At 70.7% G+C, this 15,389-nt stretch carries 11 protein-coding genes and 1 pseudogene; 5 read left to right on the top strand and 7 right to left on the bottom strand.

Annotated features, from left to right (window positions below; all coding sequences use genetic code 11):
* Positions 1 to 652 precede the first annotated feature (652 nt).
* The 4 genes from MQE23_RS24985 to MQE23_RS24970 form a co-directional block, all read right to left on the bottom strand.
* A complete protein-coding gene (locus tag MQE23_RS24985; protein WP_020276355.1) occupies positions 653 to 2,839 on the bottom strand; it encodes a bifunctional polysaccharide deacetylase/glycosyltransferase family 2 protein in 2,187 nt (728 codons plus the stop codon).
* A gap of 902 nt (positions 2,840 to 3,741) precedes the next feature.
* Positions 3,742 to 5,256, bottom strand: coding sequence for a cellulase family glycosylhydrolase (locus tag MQE23_RS24980; protein WP_243380338.1), 1,515 nt, complete (start codon positions 5,254 to 5,256; stop codon positions 3,742 to 3,744).
* A gap of 139 nt (positions 5,257 to 5,395) precedes the next feature.
* Entirely contained in the window at positions 5,396 to 6,214 is an 819-nt protein-coding gene (locus tag MQE23_RS24975; RefSeq protein ID WP_243380337.1) for an ABC transporter permease, read from the bottom strand.
* Positions 6,211 to 7,170 (bottom strand): daunorubicin resistance protein DrrA family ABC transporter ATP-binding protein, encoded by a 960-nt coding sequence (locus tag MQE23_RS24970; RefSeq protein WP_020276358.1) that lies wholly within the window; start codon positions 7,168 to 7,170, stop codon positions 6,211 to 6,213. The genes MQE23_RS24975 and MQE23_RS24970 overlap by 4 nt, the downstream gene beginning before the upstream one ends.
* A gap of 110 nt (positions 7,171 to 7,280) precedes the next feature.
* Here MQE23_RS24970 and MQE23_RS24965 point away from each other — a divergent pair, with 110 nt between their 5' ends.
* Positions 7,281 to 8,111, top strand: a complete 831-nt coding sequence (locus MQE23_RS24965; protein WP_020276359.1) for a TetR/AcrR family transcriptional regulator — start codon at positions 7,281 to 7,283, stop codon at positions 8,109 to 8,111.
* 20 nt (positions 8,112 to 8,131) lie between these two features.
* On the opposite strand, the gene MQE23_RS24960 is transcribed toward MQE23_RS24965, so the two are convergent.
* Both MQE23_RS24960 and MQE23_RS24955 read right to left on the bottom strand, forming a co-directional pair.
* A complete protein-coding gene (locus tag MQE23_RS24960; protein WP_020276360.1) occupies positions 8,132 to 9,109 on the bottom strand; it encodes a hypothetical protein in 978 nt (325 codons plus the stop codon).
* A 314-nt stretch (positions 9,110 to 9,423) separates the two neighbouring features.
* Entirely contained in the window at positions 9,424 to 10,890 is a 1,467-nt protein-coding gene (locus MQE23_RS24955) for an MFS transporter (RefSeq protein ID WP_037672748.1), read from the bottom strand.
* Here MQE23_RS24955 and MQE23_RS24950 point away from each other — a divergent pair.
* Both MQE23_RS24950 and MQE23_RS24945 read left to right on the top strand, forming a co-directional pair.
* The gene (locus MQE23_RS24950) at positions 10,833 to 11,942 is read left to right on the top strand and encodes a WYL domain-containing protein (RefSeq protein WP_347710144.1); all 1,110 of its coding nucleotides are present in this window, start codon (positions 10,833 to 10,835) and stop codon (positions 11,940 to 11,942) included. The two genes, MQE23_RS24955 and MQE23_RS24950, sit on opposite strands and share 58 nt — an antisense overlap.
* Before the next feature lie 141 nt (positions 11,943 to 12,083).
* Positions 12,084 to 12,758, top strand: coding sequence for a GDSL-type esterase/lipase family protein (locus MQE23_RS24945; RefSeq protein ID WP_020276364.1), 675 nt, complete (start codon positions 12,084 to 12,086; stop codon positions 12,756 to 12,758).
* Here MQE23_RS24945 and MQE23_RS24940 read toward each other — a convergent pair.
* Positions 12,746 to 13,495 carry an aminoglycoside adenylyltransferase family protein gene (locus tag MQE23_RS24940; RefSeq protein ID WP_243380335.1) on the bottom strand — a complete coding sequence of 250 codons (750 nt, stop codon included), beginning with the start codon at positions 13,493 to 13,495 and terminating at the stop codon, positions 12,746 to 12,748. The genes MQE23_RS24945 and MQE23_RS24940 overlap by 13 nt on opposite strands.
* Before the next feature lie 90 nt (positions 13,496 to 13,585).
* Here MQE23_RS24940 and MQE23_RS24935 point away from each other — a divergent pair.
* Together MQE23_RS24935 and MQE23_RS24930 are read left to right on the top strand one after the other, a co-directional pair.
* Positions 13,586 to 14,172 (top strand): annotated as a pseudogene (locus MQE23_RS24935) (Uma2 family endonuclease).
* A gap of 78 nt (positions 14,173 to 14,250) precedes the next feature.
* Positions 14,251 to 15,243: an aldo/keto reductase gene (locus tag MQE23_RS24930; RefSeq protein WP_243380334.1), complete on the top strand. Its 993-nt coding sequence runs from the start codon at positions 14,251 to 14,253 to the stop codon at positions 15,241 to 15,243.
* Positions 15,244 to 15,389: the final 146 nt, after the last annotated feature.

Below are 15,389 nucleotides of genomic sequence, written 5' to 3'. Positions count from 1 at the left end.
TACTTATTCGACCAAGACTTGACCGAATCGAGTCATCCTCGGCGCCCAAACCCCCTTAGAACAGAGGTTGTTGGACTATCGCGAACTACCCACAGGAAGAGCGCAGCCGTGATGAGAGGGGCGCCCGGAACACCCAAGCGCCCCTGGCAGGTCAGCCCATGAAGGGCGGGAGGAGGCCTGTGCTCTGGTCCTGCCCTCCCTCCGCCACCTGGCCGTCGCACCGGGTCTCCGTCGTGGTGTTCTGGGGTCCGAACAGGACGGTCCAGACGACCCCTTCGATCCCCTGCCGCTCAGTGCGGGACGTGTAGCACGAAGAACTCTGGCCATCTTTGCGGTCCGGCGGCGCAGCCGAGTCGGCCGCCACGGGCGCGGCGGAGGTCAGGGCTGCTGCGAGGACGATGACAGCCGCACCGGCCGAGTGGGCGAGGGATCGGGGCATACAGTGCAATCGCGGAGTTTTCATGATCACACATTGAGCGGAAAAGCGCCCGGGAGGAAGGCTGACGGCCCTTCGGCCCGGCAACTCAACCCGATTGTGCGAACCACCGGGGAGGCTCGGGCAGGCGGGCGCGGAAAAGGACCACGTCAGAACGGTCAGGGGCCCCGGTGAACCCGATGAGCCATTAGGCGTAGCGGGCCGCGGCAGGGAAGCTCACGTCCGGCGGGTGGAGGGCTGCGGAGGCAGCATCACGTCTCCACTGCGCTTGAGCCGCTGCCAGGGCAGCCGGTAGCCGTTGATCGCGGTCAGGCAGGCCTGGACCAGGACCAGATACATCACCTGGCGGTAGACGACCTGCTGGAGAGGAAGCGCCCACAGCGGCCGGAGCCTCTCGCCGTCGAGATGGAAGGCGTACACGGCGCAGACGGCCTGCACCGCCAGCACGCCGCTCCAGGCCAGCGCGGTGGTGCGCGGGTTCCCGAACACCAGGCCGTAGACGGCCAGTATGTCGATCAGCGGGGCGAGCAGCGGGGTGAAGATCTGGAAGACGGCAAGCAAGGGCAGACCGAGGCGGCCGAAGTGGCCTCCGTGGCCACGCTCGAACAGCGCGTGCCGGTGCTTCCACGTGGCCTGCATCGTGCCGTAGCTCCATCGGTAGCGCTGGCGCCACAGCTGCCGCAACGAGGACGGTGCCTCGGTCCAGGCGAGTGCGTCCGGCGCGTAGCGGACCTCCCACCCGGCCCGGTGCAGGGCCATGGTGATGTCGGTGTCCTCCGCGAGGGTGTCCGCACTCATCATTCCGGCGTCCCGCAGGGCCTCGGCGCGGAATGCCCCCGCGGCACCGGGGATGGTGGGCAGGCAGCGCAGCAGGTCGTACATGCGGCGGTCGAGATTGAAGCCCATGACGTACTCGATGTGCTGCCACCGGCCGAGCAGCCGCCGGCGGTTGCCGACCTTGGCGTTGCCCGCGACGGCACCGACGCTGGGGTCGGCGAACGGCTGGACGAGGCGGCCGACGGTCGAGGGGGCGAAGACGGTGTCGGCGTCCAGCATGACGACGATGTCGTGGGAGGCCCGCAGGACGCCGGTGTTGAGGGCGGAGGGTTTGCCGCCGTTGGGCCGGCGGATGACGGTGACGTTCGCGAGGGCGAGTGACTGCGCGATGTCGGCGGTGCCGTCGCGGGACCCGTCGTCCACGACGATGATCTCGACGGGATGGTCGCTCGCGGCGAGGGAGCGGAGCGTCTTGGCGATGCACAGCTCCTCGTTGTAGGCGGGTACGACGACGCTGACGGGCCGAGTGACGGGCCCGTGCCGGCCGCTGTCGGGGCGCCGTTGACGGCGGGCGTGGTGACGGGCCAGGACGAGCAGCAGCACACAGCGTGCGAGGACGAGCGAACCGACCACCAGCAGCAGTACGCTGACGGCCGACACCGCCGCCCCCGACACGGTCACGGCGGCCACGAAGATGCGGCCGCTCCACCGGTCCGCCGTGTCGACGGGGCTGGTGAAACTGTCGGTGCCGACGAGATCGGCAAGGGTGGTGAAGCGATAGCCCTGGGCCTTCAGCCGGGGAATCAGGGTCCTGAGGGCTTCGACCGTCTGTGATCTGTCCCCTCCCGCGTCGTGCAGGAGGACGACCGCGCCCCTGCCCGGCACTTTCGGGATGGCCGCGTCGGCGATCGCCCGGGCGCCCGGCCGCCGCCAGTCGTTGGTGTCCTGGTCGATGAACGCCAGGACGTAGCCCTTCTCCCCCAGCCGCCGCGCCACGGACCACGCCGAGTCGTCGAGGGCGGAGGGGACCGAGGAGTAGGGCATCCGCATCAGTGACGTGTTGATGCCCGCGGCCCCCGCGAGGGCGAGTTGGGTCAGCGCCAGCTCACGGTCGACGGCGCTCGCGGACCGGGTGGCCAGGTCCGGGTGGGAGAAGGTGTGCACGCCGATCTCGTGGCCGGAGCGGACCACACGGCGCAGGACTCCCGGGTGCCGGGCGGTCTGCTGCCCGGTGACGAAGAAGGTGCCGGGCGTGCGGTAGTGGTCGAGAACGGCCCGTATGCGGGGCGTCCAGGTGGGGTCCGGGCCGTCGTCGAAGGTCAGGACGACGGTCTTGTCCGGCGTGCGGTACGTCCGCTGGTGATCGCCGGTGATGTCGACGACCGGACCGCCGCCGGTGATCCTGCGGGGGACGCCGGTGGCCGGTGGTCCGCCGCGCCCTTCCTGGTCACCGGCGAAGCCCCTGGTGGTGTACCCCTCGACGAGGAGGACCGAGGCGACGAAGGCCAGCAGGACGAGGGGAACGACGATGCGGAAGCGGTGCCGCGGCGACAGGGGTGCGCGCGTCCGCCGCGGGCCGGACGGCCTCGCGGAGCGGCCGGGTGACCGGTCGGGGCGCCGCCGCATCAGGGAGCCTCGGCCACCGATGGGTCGGAGGGCGGGGGCTCGCCCACGGCACCGGGCGGTGCCGGGGGAACGGTCGCCGGCCCTGTGGGCTGGGGCGTGGGTGGCGGCGCCGGGGGCTCGGGGACCGGTGAGGCGGGTGGCGGCGTGGGCGCTGGAGGCGCGGGGGCCGGTGGGGCACTGGTCTGCGGAGCAGGTGCGGGCGGGGGCGGCGGCGAGGCGGGAGTGCTGCCCGTGCCGGGTGCAGGGGCGGGAGCGGGAGGATCATCGGGGGGCGTGGGCTGCGTCGGCGAGGGTGGCGCTGTCGTTGGTGCCTCTGGTTCTGGTGTGTCAGGAGGGGCCGATGCGCTGGGCGGTGGGTTCCCGGGCACAAGGGGCGGAGCAAGGGAAGGGCCGGGCGCGGTGAACTGCGGTATGAGCAGGGTGCTCGGGCCGGCCGCGGCCGAAGGACCGGCTGCGGCCGGAGGGCCGTCCGGCGGCGCCAGGGGGGTCCGGCCCGGGGCGCGGGGTTCCGGTGCGGCAGGCGCCGCTATGTCACCGGGCAGGATCGCCTCCGGCGCGAAGGGCGTTGCTCCCATCAGGCTCAGCCCCAGCACCGCCATGTAGCTGGCTGCGCAGGCGGCCAGCCCGTAGCCCGCGCGCCGCAGATTCCGGGCACGCCGACCGGAGGCGTCGACGAACACGGGAAGGCTCGGATCACTCGGCGATTCCTGACCTGTTTGTCCGCTCTTGGCACGGTAAAGCACCATAAGGCTCAGCGTACGCCGCCGCCGGGCGGGCCAGTACGGAATCCTCCGCACCAGAAGAAGGGCACTCCCGGCGAACGGCCCGGTCAGGTACATGGCCAGGTACGCGTGTGATCCGGGGGCGCCCGGCGAGCACCGAGCGTCCCCGTCACACCGGCGTCAGGTCGCCGCGCAGGTCACGCTCGGCACAGTCCCGCCCCCGGGAGTACCTCCGAGGCCGAAGCTCGCCGAACCTTCCACCGGCACGCTTCCGTTGTGCGCGGCGTTCACAGCCGTCACGCCGGTCCCGCTCTGCGTGTACGACGCGTTCCACATGCTGGTGACCTTCTCCGCACCGCTCCATGCCCACGTGACCTTCCAGGACTTCAGCGGCGTGGTGCCCTTGTTGGTCACCTTCACCTCGGCGTTGAAGCCGCCGCCCCAGTCGCTGCTCACCGTGTAGGCGGCGGTGCAGGCAGCCGTGCCACCGGGGTCACCCGGCCCGCCGGGATCCGGCCCGGAACCGCCGCCCTCGAACCCCGGCGCCTTGATCGCCTTGAGGTACCCGTCCTTCACGGTGTCCACCGTCTGCCAGTCGTCCTTCAGGATCCCGCCCGTGTCGCCGGAGTTGGGGTTCCAGGACCAGAACGTCCAGTGGAAGCTGTCGGCGCCGTGCTCCGACGTCGAACGCAGGTACGTCACCAGCGCGGACAGCCACTTCTGGTCCACCGCCGGCTGGAGCGTCGTACCGAACTCGCCGAGCCACACCGGCGCGATGTTCTGCTTGAAGACGTAGCCCCAGTACTTGTCCCAGATCCCCGTCATGTTGGCGGGGAAGGACGGGTCGCTGAACCACGACTGCTGGGCCACCGACGTGGCGTAGTCGTGGGCCGAGTACACCAGCCGGTTCGGGACGTCCAGCTGGACCGGGTACTGGGCGACGCCCATGAGGTTGCCGCCCCACCAGCCGTTGACGCCGTTGTACGACTGCACGCCCTCGACCATGATCAGCAGCTCGGGGTTGACCGACAGCACGGCGTTGCCCGCGCGCTGGGCGGCCAGCCGCCAGTCCCGGGCCGTATCGCCGCAGCCCCAGCAGGCGGGGTCGTGGGGCTCGTTGTGCAGGTCGATGCCGACGACGGTGGAGTTGCCCTTGTAGCGCGTCGCCAGGGTCTTGAGGTTGGCGATCCAGGTCGACTCGGGGACCGACGCCGTGTACCAGAGCGCCGACTGGCCCGCCGCGTCCGGGCGGTGCCGGTCGAGGACGATCTTGAGTCCGGCCTGTCCGGCGTACGCCACGATCCGGTCCAGGACCTGGAGCGACGTCAGGCCGCGCAGGTCGGTGTTCCTGCCGTCGTGGTTGATGCTGCCGGGCATGGTGCCGGGCTTGAGGATGTCGTCGCTGTAGGGCATCCGGATGGTGTTGTAGCCCAGCGACTTCATCTGGTCGATCATGCTCTTGTAGTCGCGGGTCCACAGGCCGTGGACGACGTGGATGTCGGTCTCGAAGCCGAACCAGTTGACGCCGGCGATGCGGACCGGCTGCCCGGCCGCGTCCAGGATCTGCCGGCCGCTGGTGTGCCAGTATCCGGCGCCGGCCTGCGCGTCGACGTCGGCGTGCGCCGACTGGGTACCGGCCAGGGGTAACAGGAGCGCCGCGGCGACGCACAGCGCTCTTCGCAGAGTGCGGAACATGGCTGCTTCCTCTCGGGGGAGGCGCGGCCCCGGAACAGCGATGGGAGCGCTCCCATATGCGCCGCGCACCTCCCAGGAAACTGACGCACCATGAGCACGTCAACCCTCCGGGAGGTGCGCGTTCCGCTCGCCGACGGCGCTAGCGGCTCAGCTTCCTGAACCGGCGTACCGCCAGCGGCAGGAAGATCAGCGTCAGGATCACCGGCCACACCCCGGCCATCAGCAGCGCGTGCTGTTCGACCCAGGTGTCGCCGCCGACCGGCGTGCCGAACAGCTCCCGGGCCGCCGCCGCCGTGGAGGAGATCGGGTTCCAGACCGCCACCCAGCCCAGCCAGTCGGGCATGAGCTGCGGCGCGACGAAGATGCTGGAGATCATCGTCAGCGGGAAGGCGACCGCGAACAGGCCGCCCGCCGCCTCCGGGTTGGGCACGAGCAGACCGAGCCACACCCCGATCCAGATGAGCGCGAACCGCAGCCACAGCAGCAGCCCGAACGCGCCCAGGAAGCCGAGGCCCCCGTCCGGCCGCCAGCCCATGGCGAGCGCGGTGAGCATCATGATCGCCAACTCGGCGCAGGCGACGAGCAGATCGGTGACGCCGCGCCCGGCCACCACGGCGGAGGACGCCATCGGCATGGAGCGGAAGCGGTCGATGACGCCCTTGGTGGAGTCGTAGACCACGAGGGTCGCCGTGTTGATGAAGCCGAACGCCATGGTCATCGCGAACATGCCCGGCATCAGGTAGTCGTTGTAGTCCCCGCCGCCCGGCACCTTCATGGCGCTGCCGAAGACATAGCCGTAGAGCAGCACGGAGAGGATCGGGAAGCCCAGCTGCCAGGCGATGTTGACGGGCTGGCGCTGGTAGTGGGTCAGGCCGCGGCGGACGATGTTCCAGCAGTCGGCGAGCAGCCAGTAGGTGCGGCCGCGCGTGCCGGGCGAGCTCAGGTCGATGGCACTCACGCCGCGGCCTCCTTCTCGGTCCGGTGTCCGGTCAGGCGCAGGAACACGTCGTCGAGGCTGGGCCTGCGCAGCCCGATGTCCTCGACGCGGACACCCTCGTCCTGGAGGGTCCGCGCCACTTCGGTGAGTGCCGTGACCCGGTCGGTGACCGGGGCGTGCACCCGCAACTCGGTCTCGTCCGCCTCGGGTTCGCCGTCCGCGACCCGGGCGACCACCTTCACCACCCGCGGGATCTCGGCCCGCTCGGCGACCACGACCTCGATACGGTCACCGCCGACCAGGCTCTTCAGCCCGTCCGGGGTGTCGTCGGCGATGGCCCGCCCCTGGTCGATGACGGTGATGCGGGAGGCGAGCTTGTCGGCCTCCTCCAGGTACTGCGTGGTGAGCAGCACGGTCGTGCCGCCGGCCACCAACGCCCTTACGGACTCCCAGACCTCCCCGCGGCTGCGGGGGTCGAGGCCGGTCGTCGGCTCGTCGAGGAAGAGGACGGCCGGGGCCAGGATCATCGACGCGGCGAGGTCGAGGCGGCGCCGCATGCCGCCGCTGTACTTGCCGACGCCCCGGTCGGCGGCGTCGGCCAGGTCGAACTGTTCCAGCAGTTCGGTCGCCCGGAGCCTGGCCCGCTTGCCGCCGAGGTGGAACAGCCGGCCGAACATCTCCAGGTTCTGCCGGCCGGTGAGCACCTCGTCCACCGCCGCGTACTGACCGGTGAGCCCGATCCGGGCCCGCACCTCGCGCGGCTGCCGGGCCACGTCGAGACCGGCGACCGTCGCCCTGCCCCCGTCCAGCCGGATCAGCGTGGACAGGATGCGGACGGCGGTGGTCTTGCCCGCCCCGTTCGGCCCGAGCAGGCCGTGCACCGTGCCCTCGCGCACCGCCAGGTCGAAACCGTCGAGTGCGCGTTTCTCGCCGTACCTCTTCTCCAGCGCCTCGGCCCGCACCGCGTATCCGTCCATGTCCGCCCCTCCCCTTCGCTCGTGCCCTGCGTCGGCACTAACTGGGTACAGCGTACCCGATTACGCGTACGCCGTACCCAGTTTTTTGCGGGGGACCTAAGCTGGGCTCCATGGAAAGCGGCACGAGCGGTACAAGCGGTACAGGCGGCAAGCGCAGTACTGGCCGTACCGGCAGCACAGGCGGTACGGAGACCAGTGGCAGCGGCGATATCGCCCGCACCCTCGAACTGCTGTGGGACACGGGCCGGCGTCCCAGCCGCGGCCCGAAGCCGACCCTGACCCTGGACCGGATCGTGGAAGCGGCCGTCCAGGTCGCGGACACGGAAGGTCTGGAAGGGCTCTCCATGCGCCGCGTCGCCGCCGAACTCGGCACCGGCACCATGTCGCTCTACCGGTACGTCCCCGGCAAGGGCGAGCTGCTCGACCTGATGCTGGACCGGGTCCAGCGCCCCTCGGAGAACCCGGCCGACCTGGGCGACGGCGGCTGGCGCGCCGCCCTGGAGGCCATGGCCCGCGAGACCCTCGCCCTCTACCGCCGCCATCCCTGGCTGCTCCAGGTCAACCAGTCCCGCCCGATCCTCGGCCCGAGCGCCCTGGACGGCATGGAGAAGGTCCTCACCCTGATCCGCCCGATGGGGCTGACCGACCCCGAACTGGTCTCCGCGATCATCATGATCGACGGGTACGTCGTCGGGGCCGCGCGCACGCAGCTCTACCAGCAGGAGGCGGAGCGCCGGACGGGCCTGACGGACACGGAGTTCTGGCAGGCACAGGTGCCGGTGCTGGAGAAGGTCCTGGCCTCGGGCCGCTACCCGGTGATGGCGTCACTCTCCGAGGACACGTTCGGGCCCGACTTCGACCACTTCGGGTTCGGACTCCAGCGGATCCTGGACGGGTTGGAAGTACTCGTGGCGCAACGCCGGGGCGAGTCGGCCTCGTGAGCCGCCGCCTCCGGCAGGCCCTACCTGCGCCGCCTCAGCCCGCGCAGACCGAGCAGGGCGGCGCAGGCCACAGCCACGGCGATGGCGCCGGTCTTGAGATTGCCGCTGAGCCCGTCACCGCTGCCACCGCCGTCGCCGCGCGCGGACGAACTCCCTCCCGCGGACGGCGATCCTGAGCCACCGGGCGCGTCCTGCCCCTCCACCGAGCTGTCGGCCCCCTCGGCGCCGTACATGAGCCGCGTCCCGTCGGCGGTGTAGGTGACGGACTCCCCCTGCCCGAGGAACGGCACGCCGAGCCGCTGCTTCCGCTTGATCTTCCCGTCGTTCCAGTCGTACGCGATCGCGCCGAAGTAGCTGCGTACGACGAGGTGCCGGCCGTCCGGGGAGAGCGTGGCGTCGGTGGCCTCCAGGTCGGGCACGGCCGCGACGGGCCGGAAGACGTTCGTGCCCGAGGCGGAGAGCTCGGCGGGCCCCTCGTACAGGTGCCCGCCCTTCTCGTTCTTGTCGACGATGTAGACGCGGCCGGTCTTCGGGTGCACGACGAGGGACTCGGCGTCGCGGGCCCCGTCGGAGTACTTCACGACGTACTGCGTGGCCCGGATCGTCTGGTCCTTCAGCGTCTTCGGCTCGGGCAGTTCGTAGATCCACACGTGGGGCCAGCTGCCGCCGAGGTTGTCGCCGATGTCGCCGACGTAGATCCGGTTGCCCGGACCGATGGAGATGGCCTCGACGTCCCGGGGCGTGCCGACGCCGGTGAGGGTGAGGCGCGCGACGGTCTCGCCCGTCCTGCTGTCGACGGCGTAGAGGTAGGGACCGTCGTCGCTGTCGTTGTGCGTCCAGTAGATGCCGGGGTGGAGGCGGGAAGCGACCAGACCGCTGGACTCGGTGATGCGCGGGTCCTTGATCGTGAAGTCCTCGTCGCCGTCGGCGGCGGAGGCGGGCACGGCGAAGGCGCCCACGAGCAGGGCCGCGGCGAGGATGGCGAACGGTCGGCGCATGCCCTTAAGCCTGCCATCCCGCTGCGCGGTTCATCGCCGGTAACGGATCACGGGACCGTGTTCTGGTTGCTTCGTGAGGTTGTCGCCGCCAGGGTGGTGACGAGGCTGCCTGACATGATCACTGAGTTGGTCGCCGCGACGATGCCGTTCACGGTGAGCCGTCAGGGCACCTTCCAGCTCGGTGGACAGGTCGTCGATCCCGGCACGGCTTGCGCCCGCTCGATGAAATCCAGATGGCGAACCACGGTTGAATGGTTGTCAGGGGTGGTGGCAGAAGGCTTCGAGGTTGAGCCTCGTCCGGGCGGGCGGTGGGGTCACTGCTGGTGGGTGGCGGCGGTCTTGGGCAGGGCGAGCATCGCGACGGCGGCCAGGACGTAGGTGGCGACCTGCCAGGGCATCACCTGAGCGAGGGCGTGGCCGAACAGCGGCTCTGGTGCGCCGGACGCCGCCCCAGCGGCCGGGATGAGGGCGTTGAAGAAGACGGTGCCGAGGACGGCGACACCGGCGGCGCCGCCGATCTGGTTCACCGTCGACAGGACCCCGCCGGCCGCGCCGGCGTGGCGGCCGGGCACACCGGCGAGGACGACGTTGACCAGGATCGGTGCACCCAGTCCCAGGCCGAGGCCACCGAGGAACATGGCGCCGGCCAGGGGCCAGTAGCCCGGGGCCGTGGCGCCGTCGCGGACCAGCCAGCACAGCAGCCCCTGGGAAGCGGCCAGGGTCAGGGCGCCAGTGACGACGAGGGCGCGGCCGGCCTGCGCAGCGAGGGCGACCCCGGCGCCAGAGGTGATCATCGACCCGATCGCGTACGGCAGGATCACCAGGCCGGTGTCCCACGCGGAGCGGCCGGTGCCGGCCTGCAGGTAGATCGACAGGACCAGGAAGAACGAGGCCAGGCCGCCGAAGAACAGCACCGACGCCACCAGGCCCGCGTTGAACGGCCGGATCGACAGCAGGGCCGGGTCCAGCACGGGCTGACCGCCCCGACGGGTCAGGGCCCGCTCGTAGGCCAGGAACACCGCCAGGAGCAGCAGCCCGATCGCGAGCAGGGCCCACCCGAACGCCGGCCACCCCCAGTCCCGACCCTGCACGAGCGGCAGCAGCACCAGGAGCACCGCAACCGCGACCAGCACAGCCCCGGCCACGTCCAGACGGGCGCGCACCGGCGCGAGGGACTCAGGAAGCACCCGGACACCCAGCGCGAGGGCGAGGACGGCGACGGGGACGTTGATCCAGAAAATCGTGCGCCACCCCAGACCCCACAGGTCCGCGTCGATGAGCGCTCCGCCCAGCAGCGGCCCGGCGACCGACGCCAGACCCTGGACGGCCCCGTACGCACCGAAGGCCTTGGCCATCGCGGCCGGCTCGAACGACGACCGGATGATGCCGAAGACCTGCGGGACCATGAACCCGCCGGCCAGGCCCTGCACCGCCCGGACCGCGATCAGGACCCCTGCCGAGGGGGCCAGAGCGCACGCTGCGGACGCGACTGCGAAGCACGCCAGGGAAACGAGGAAGACCTTGCGGCGGCCGTAGGCGTCGCCGACTCGCCCCCCAGTGATCAGGCCGGACCCGAGCGCGAGCGTGTAGGCCGCGAGCATCCACTGCAGTTGCGCCTGGGAGGCGTGCAGGTCGGCGGCGATGTCCGGGGCGGCGACGGTGACGATTGTGACGTCGAGCAGGTCCATGAACGTGGCGAACAGCATGACGAGCAGCGCGAGGGATGCCCGGCGGCCGGCCACTGGTGCTTCCTGCGCGGGGGTGCTGGAGGAGTGAGCCATGCCCGCACCGTGTCACCGGTAGCGGCCACGGAATGACCGCTACCAGTGCCAGACTGTCTTTCGTGGCTGACACGTCTGCGCGGATCTTGCGCCTGCTGTCCCTGCTCGAGGCGCGCATCGCATGGTCTGGGCCCGAACTCGCCGATCGACTCGGCGTCTCGTCGCGGACCCTGCGCCGTGACATCGACACCCTCCGCGAGCTCGGATACCCCGTCGACGCGGTCAAGGGCCCTGGCGGCGGATACCGGCTCGGAGTGGGCGGGAAGTTGCCGCCGTTGGTCCTCGACGACGACCAAGCCGTCGCTATCGCCCTCGCGCTGCAGACCGCACCTGCGGCCGTCACCGGCATCGACGACGCTGTCACCCGCGCGCTGACCACCCTGCGCCAGGTCATGCCCGCCCGCCTACGGGCCGCCAGCGAGGCCTTCGAGGTCACGAGCCTGCGCAACTACTGGGAGTTCTCCGCTCCGCCGATCGACGTGGCAACCCTGCAAACCGTCGGGTCGGCCATCCGCACCCGCCACGTCCTGCGATTCGACTACACCACACCCGACGGCCACGTCCCCGCGCCCGGCGAGCCCGAATTCCAGCCTCCCCTCGAGGTCGAGCCACACCACCTCGTCGTCTGGGCCGGGCGCTGGTACCTCATCGCCCGCGACCACGCCCACCGCACGTGGCACACCTACCGGGTCGACCGCATCCGCCCACGAACCCCCGCCGGAGCTGCCTTCACACCCCAGCCACTGACACGCGACGACCTCACTCGCCTTGTCGTCCAGAATCCCGACCGAGGAGACACCCCCGGCCAGTGGCAGTGCGTCGGCACCGCCACCCTCGCCCTGCCTGCGGATGTCGTAGCTCGCTGGGCCCCCGGAGGGTCCGTCGTTGAGGCCATCGACTCCGGTCGGTGCCGCCTGACCATCGGCGGCTGGTCCTGGGCCGGCATCGCGGGCCTGCTCATCACCTTCGACACCACACTCGACGACATCGGCCCACCAGCACTGGCCGACGCCTTCCGGAACATCCGGCACCGGCTGGTGGGTGTCAGATAACGGCTGCTCGATCAACGTCCCCGGTCAGTGCGGCTGGACGAACTCCTTCTGAAGCAGCCGGAGGCCGAATGACCGGCAACCCTCACAACGCGTGGTCCGACTCACACCCCGTCCGGCCGTCTGATCGTTCATGATGAGCGGATGCTCAGGTTCATGCCCGTCGGTGACTCCATGACGATCGGGAGCTCGGGCGAACACACGTGGCGCTACCGGATGTGGCAGCACCTGTGCCGTTCCTACGGCGGCCCCTTCACGCTCGTCGGCCCGCGCGAGACGCTGCACGACAAGCTCGCCGACGCCCCGACCTCGTACGCGTACGCCGAGCCGGACTTCCCGCGGGCGCACCTGGCCGGCTGGGGCGAGGGCTGGCTGCACATGGCGCCGCTGATCGGCGAGGCGGTGCGGTCGTGCCGCGCGGACGTGCTCCTGGTCTCCCTCGGCCTGATCGACCTGGGCTTCTACACGAACGCCGAGCAGACCGCCGAGAACGTGAGGGCCTTCGCCGCCGAGGCGCGGGCGGCGAACCGGCGGGTGCGGATGGTGTGGCTGCCGGTGACCCCGAACGTGCGGGCCCAGTCCGACCCGGCCTTCGCCGCCGAGGTCGCCCGCTTCAACGAACTGCTGGCGAAGACGGCCGCGGACCTCGACGAGCCCGGCTCGCCCGTCCTCCTGGCCTCCTCCCCACCGTCGTACGACATCGACGCCGACACCTACGACGGCACCCACCCCAACGACAGCGGCGAGCACAAGATCGCGGCTGCCTTCGCCGAGGCGATGTACCAGGCCTGGGACCTGGGCGAGCCCTACGAGGAGTAACTCTCGGTGATCATGTGGGCCAGGAACTCCGCACAGGGCCGGGGCGCCAGGTCGTCCCAGCTCTCCGCCTCCTCCCCCAGGTAGACGGCCCGGGCGCGGGCGAGGGCGGGCCGGTGCCCGGCGGGGAGCCGGTCGAGCGCCCACACGGCTGCCGCGTCCTTCGAGCGGATGGTCCCGGTGGTGAGGGTGGTCCAGATCCGGGCGAGGGTGAGCAGCACGTTGCGGGTGTCGGAGTCCAGGTCGGCCATCAGCTCCGGCACGCCGGCGACGATGGCGCGCCTGAGGTCGTCGTGCGGGACCGGGTCGAGGAGGTCGGCGGGCGGCGGCCCGTGGAGCGGGGCGTCGGCGCGCAGGACCATCGTGAGGAGAGGCGCGAGGTCGGGGCTGGGTTCGCGGTCCGGGGTCACCCCGCGCTCGTAGTCATCCCGCAGCCAGTCGCCGTAGAGGAAGTCGCAGGTGGGCGGGTAGCGCCAGGGCCGCACGTCGTCCTGCACAACGACGATCAGCTCCACGTGCCGCCGCCCGTCCACGCCGGACACCTTGAGCAACTGGTCGACCAGGGCCCGGCGTTGGGCGTGTGTCGTGGGCTCCCGTACGACGGCCAGGACGTCGATGTCGCTGTGCGGGCGGAGACCGCCGAGGGCGGCGGAGCCGTGCAGGTAGATACCGAGGACGGCGTCGCCGAGGGTGGTGCGGAGGAGCCGGACGAGGTGGTCGGTGGCGGGCTGCTCTGGCATATGCGCTCTTCCCCGTGTCGTGGTCACCGTGCGTATCGTTGTCGTGCGCGGCCGCCCACGTCCATGGGGTGGCCGGGGAGGAGCGCCACGATGACCGTCGTTGACGACAGGATCGCCATGGCCGACGCCAACACCAAGCGCTTCGACGAGTGGTTCGAGCGGTTCGAGCGGATGCCCGTCCCCGAAGGATTCAGGGTCGAGATCGTCGGGGGCAATGTCCACATGACGCCGCAGCGCGACACCCACTGGGAGGTCGTCCGACGGATCGTACGAGCCCTCGAGGACAGGTTCGGGATGGACATCAGGGTGTTCTCGGACGCACGTATCGACTTCCCCGGCCATGGGAACGGCTTCTGCCCGGGCGTGGCCAAGCTCAGCGCCTCCGCGGCGAAGACGACGAGGGGCGCTGGCGCCACGAGGATGTCGAGTTCATCGCCGAGGTCATCTCCCAAGGCACGGCGGCCAACGACTACGGCCCGAAGAAGGCGGCCTACGCCACCGCCGAAGTGCCCGTCTACCTCATCGCCGACCCCTACCAGGGCAAGTGCCACCTGTACACCCATCCCAAGGACGGCGACTACGCCGTGAGGACCAGGGTCGACTTCGGCACCGACATCGACCTCACCGGCACCGTGGTCGACCTGGTGCTCAAGACCGGCGAGTTCCCCCGCGACTGACGACGCCGCGTCAGAAACCCCGTTCCAGCTCGACGCGTGCTTGCTTGGAGCGCACTTCAAGACGTTGGCTTGGGCAGCATGAAGTACACGCAACTCGGACGCACGGGACTCAAGGTCAGCCGGCTCGTCCTCGGCACCATGAACTTCGGCCCGCAGACCGACGAAACCGACAGCCACGCCATCATGGACGCGGCGCTGGACGCGGGCATCAACTTCTTCGACACCGCCAACGTGTACGGCTGGGGCGAGAACAAGGGCCGTACCGAGAGCATCATCGGCACCTGGTTCGCCAAGGGCGAGGGACGGCGTGACAAGGTCGTCCTCGCCACGAAGGTGTACGGCAACATGGGCGCCGACGGCCCGGCCTGGCCCAACCACGACAAGCTTTCGGCCGTCAACATCCGGCGGGCCGTGGACGCCAGCCTGAAGCGGCTCCAGACCGATTACATCGACGTCTACCAGTTCCACCACATCGACCGGGACACGCCCTTCGAGGAGATCTGGCAGGCGATCGACGTCCTGGTCCAGCAGGGCAAGATCCTCTACGTCGGATCGTCGAACTTCCCCGGCTACAAGATCGCCCAGGCCAACGAGATCGCCGCCCGGCGGGGCGGGACCATCGGGCTGGTCAGCGAGCAGTGCCTGTACAACCTCGCCGAGCGGCGTGCCGAGATGGAGGTCATCCCGGCCGCGCAGGAGTACGGCCTCGGCGTCATCCCGTGGTCGCCGCTGCACGGCGGTCTGCTGGGCGGTGTCCTCAAGAAGGAGATCGAGGGCAAGCGCCGCGCCTCCGGCCGCGCTGCCGACGCGCTCGCCGACCCCGCCACCCGCGCGCAGATCCAGTCCTACGAGGACCTGCTCGACAAGCACGGCATCGAGCCCGGCGAGGCCGCCCTGGCCTGGCTGCTCACCCGCCCCGGCGTGACCGGCCCGATCGTCGGCCCCCGCACGGCCGAGCAGCTCGCCTCCGCCGTGCGCGCGTCCGAGCTGGAGCTCTCCGCGGAGCTCCTGACGGGCCTGGACGAGATCTTCCCGGGCCCGGGGCCGTCGCCGGAGGCCTTCGCCTGGTAGACGCCCTTCTTTTTTTCAGGGGCGCGGGGAACTGCGCGACAAGCCCCCACCGGCCGGCAGCCGGAAAGCAGCCGACCGCAGTTCCCCGGCCGCCGCCCTACCTCCCGAGCACGGAAGCCAAGGCGACAACGAAGAACATCAGCACA

This window comes from Streptomyces sp. HP-A2021 (assembly GCF_022807935.1).
GTDB classification, from domain to species: Bacteria; Actinomycetota; Actinomycetes; order Streptomycetales; family Streptomycetaceae; genus Streptomyces; species Streptomyces afghaniensis.
This window is presented reverse-complemented; position numbering and strand designations above follow the sequence as displayed.

What these genes read in the sequence shown, in the direction of transcription:
- MQE23_RS24985 (WP_020276355.1), bottom strand. Translation starts at nt 2,839, where the DNA reads ATGCGGCGGCGCCCCGACCGGTCACCCGGCCGCTCCGCGAGGCCGTCC.
- MQE23_RS24980 (WP_243380338.1), bottom strand. Translation starts at nt 5,256, where the DNA reads ATGTTCCGCACTCTGCGAAGAGCGCTGTGCGTCGCCGCGGCGCTCCTG.
- MQE23_RS24970 (WP_020276358.1), bottom strand. Translation starts at nt 7,170, where the DNA reads ATGGACGGATACGCGGTGCGGGCCGAGGCGCTGGAGAAGAGGTACGGC.
- MQE23_RS24965 (WP_020276359.1), top strand. Translation starts at nt 7,281, where the DNA reads ATGGAAAGCGGCACGAGCGGTACAAGCGGTACAGGCGGCAAGCGCAGT.
- MQE23_RS24960 (WP_020276360.1), bottom strand. Translation starts at nt 9,109, where the DNA reads ATGCGCCGACCGTTCGCCATCCTCGCCGCGGCCCTGCTCGTGGGCGCC.
- MQE23_RS24950 (WP_347710144.1), top strand. Translation starts at nt 10,833, where the DNA reads ATGCCCGGCGGCCGGCCACTGGTGCTTCCTGCGCGGGGGTGCTGGAGG.
- MQE23_RS24955 (WP_037672748.1), bottom strand. Translation starts at nt 10,890, where the DNA reads ATGGCTCACTCCTCCAGCACCCCCGCGCAGGAAGCACCAGTGGCCGGC.
- MQE23_RS24945 (WP_020276364.1), top strand. Translation starts at nt 12,084, where the DNA reads ATGCTCAGGTTCATGCCCGTCGGTGACTCCATGACGATCGGGAGCTCG.
- MQE23_RS24940 (WP_243380335.1), bottom strand. Translation starts at nt 13,495, where the DNA reads ATGCCAGAGCAGCCCGCCACCGACCACCTCGTCCGGCTCCTCCGCACC.
- MQE23_RS24930 (WP_243380334.1), top strand. Translation starts at nt 14,251, where the DNA reads ATGAAGTACACGCAACTCGGACGCACGGGACTCAAGGTCAGCCGGCTC.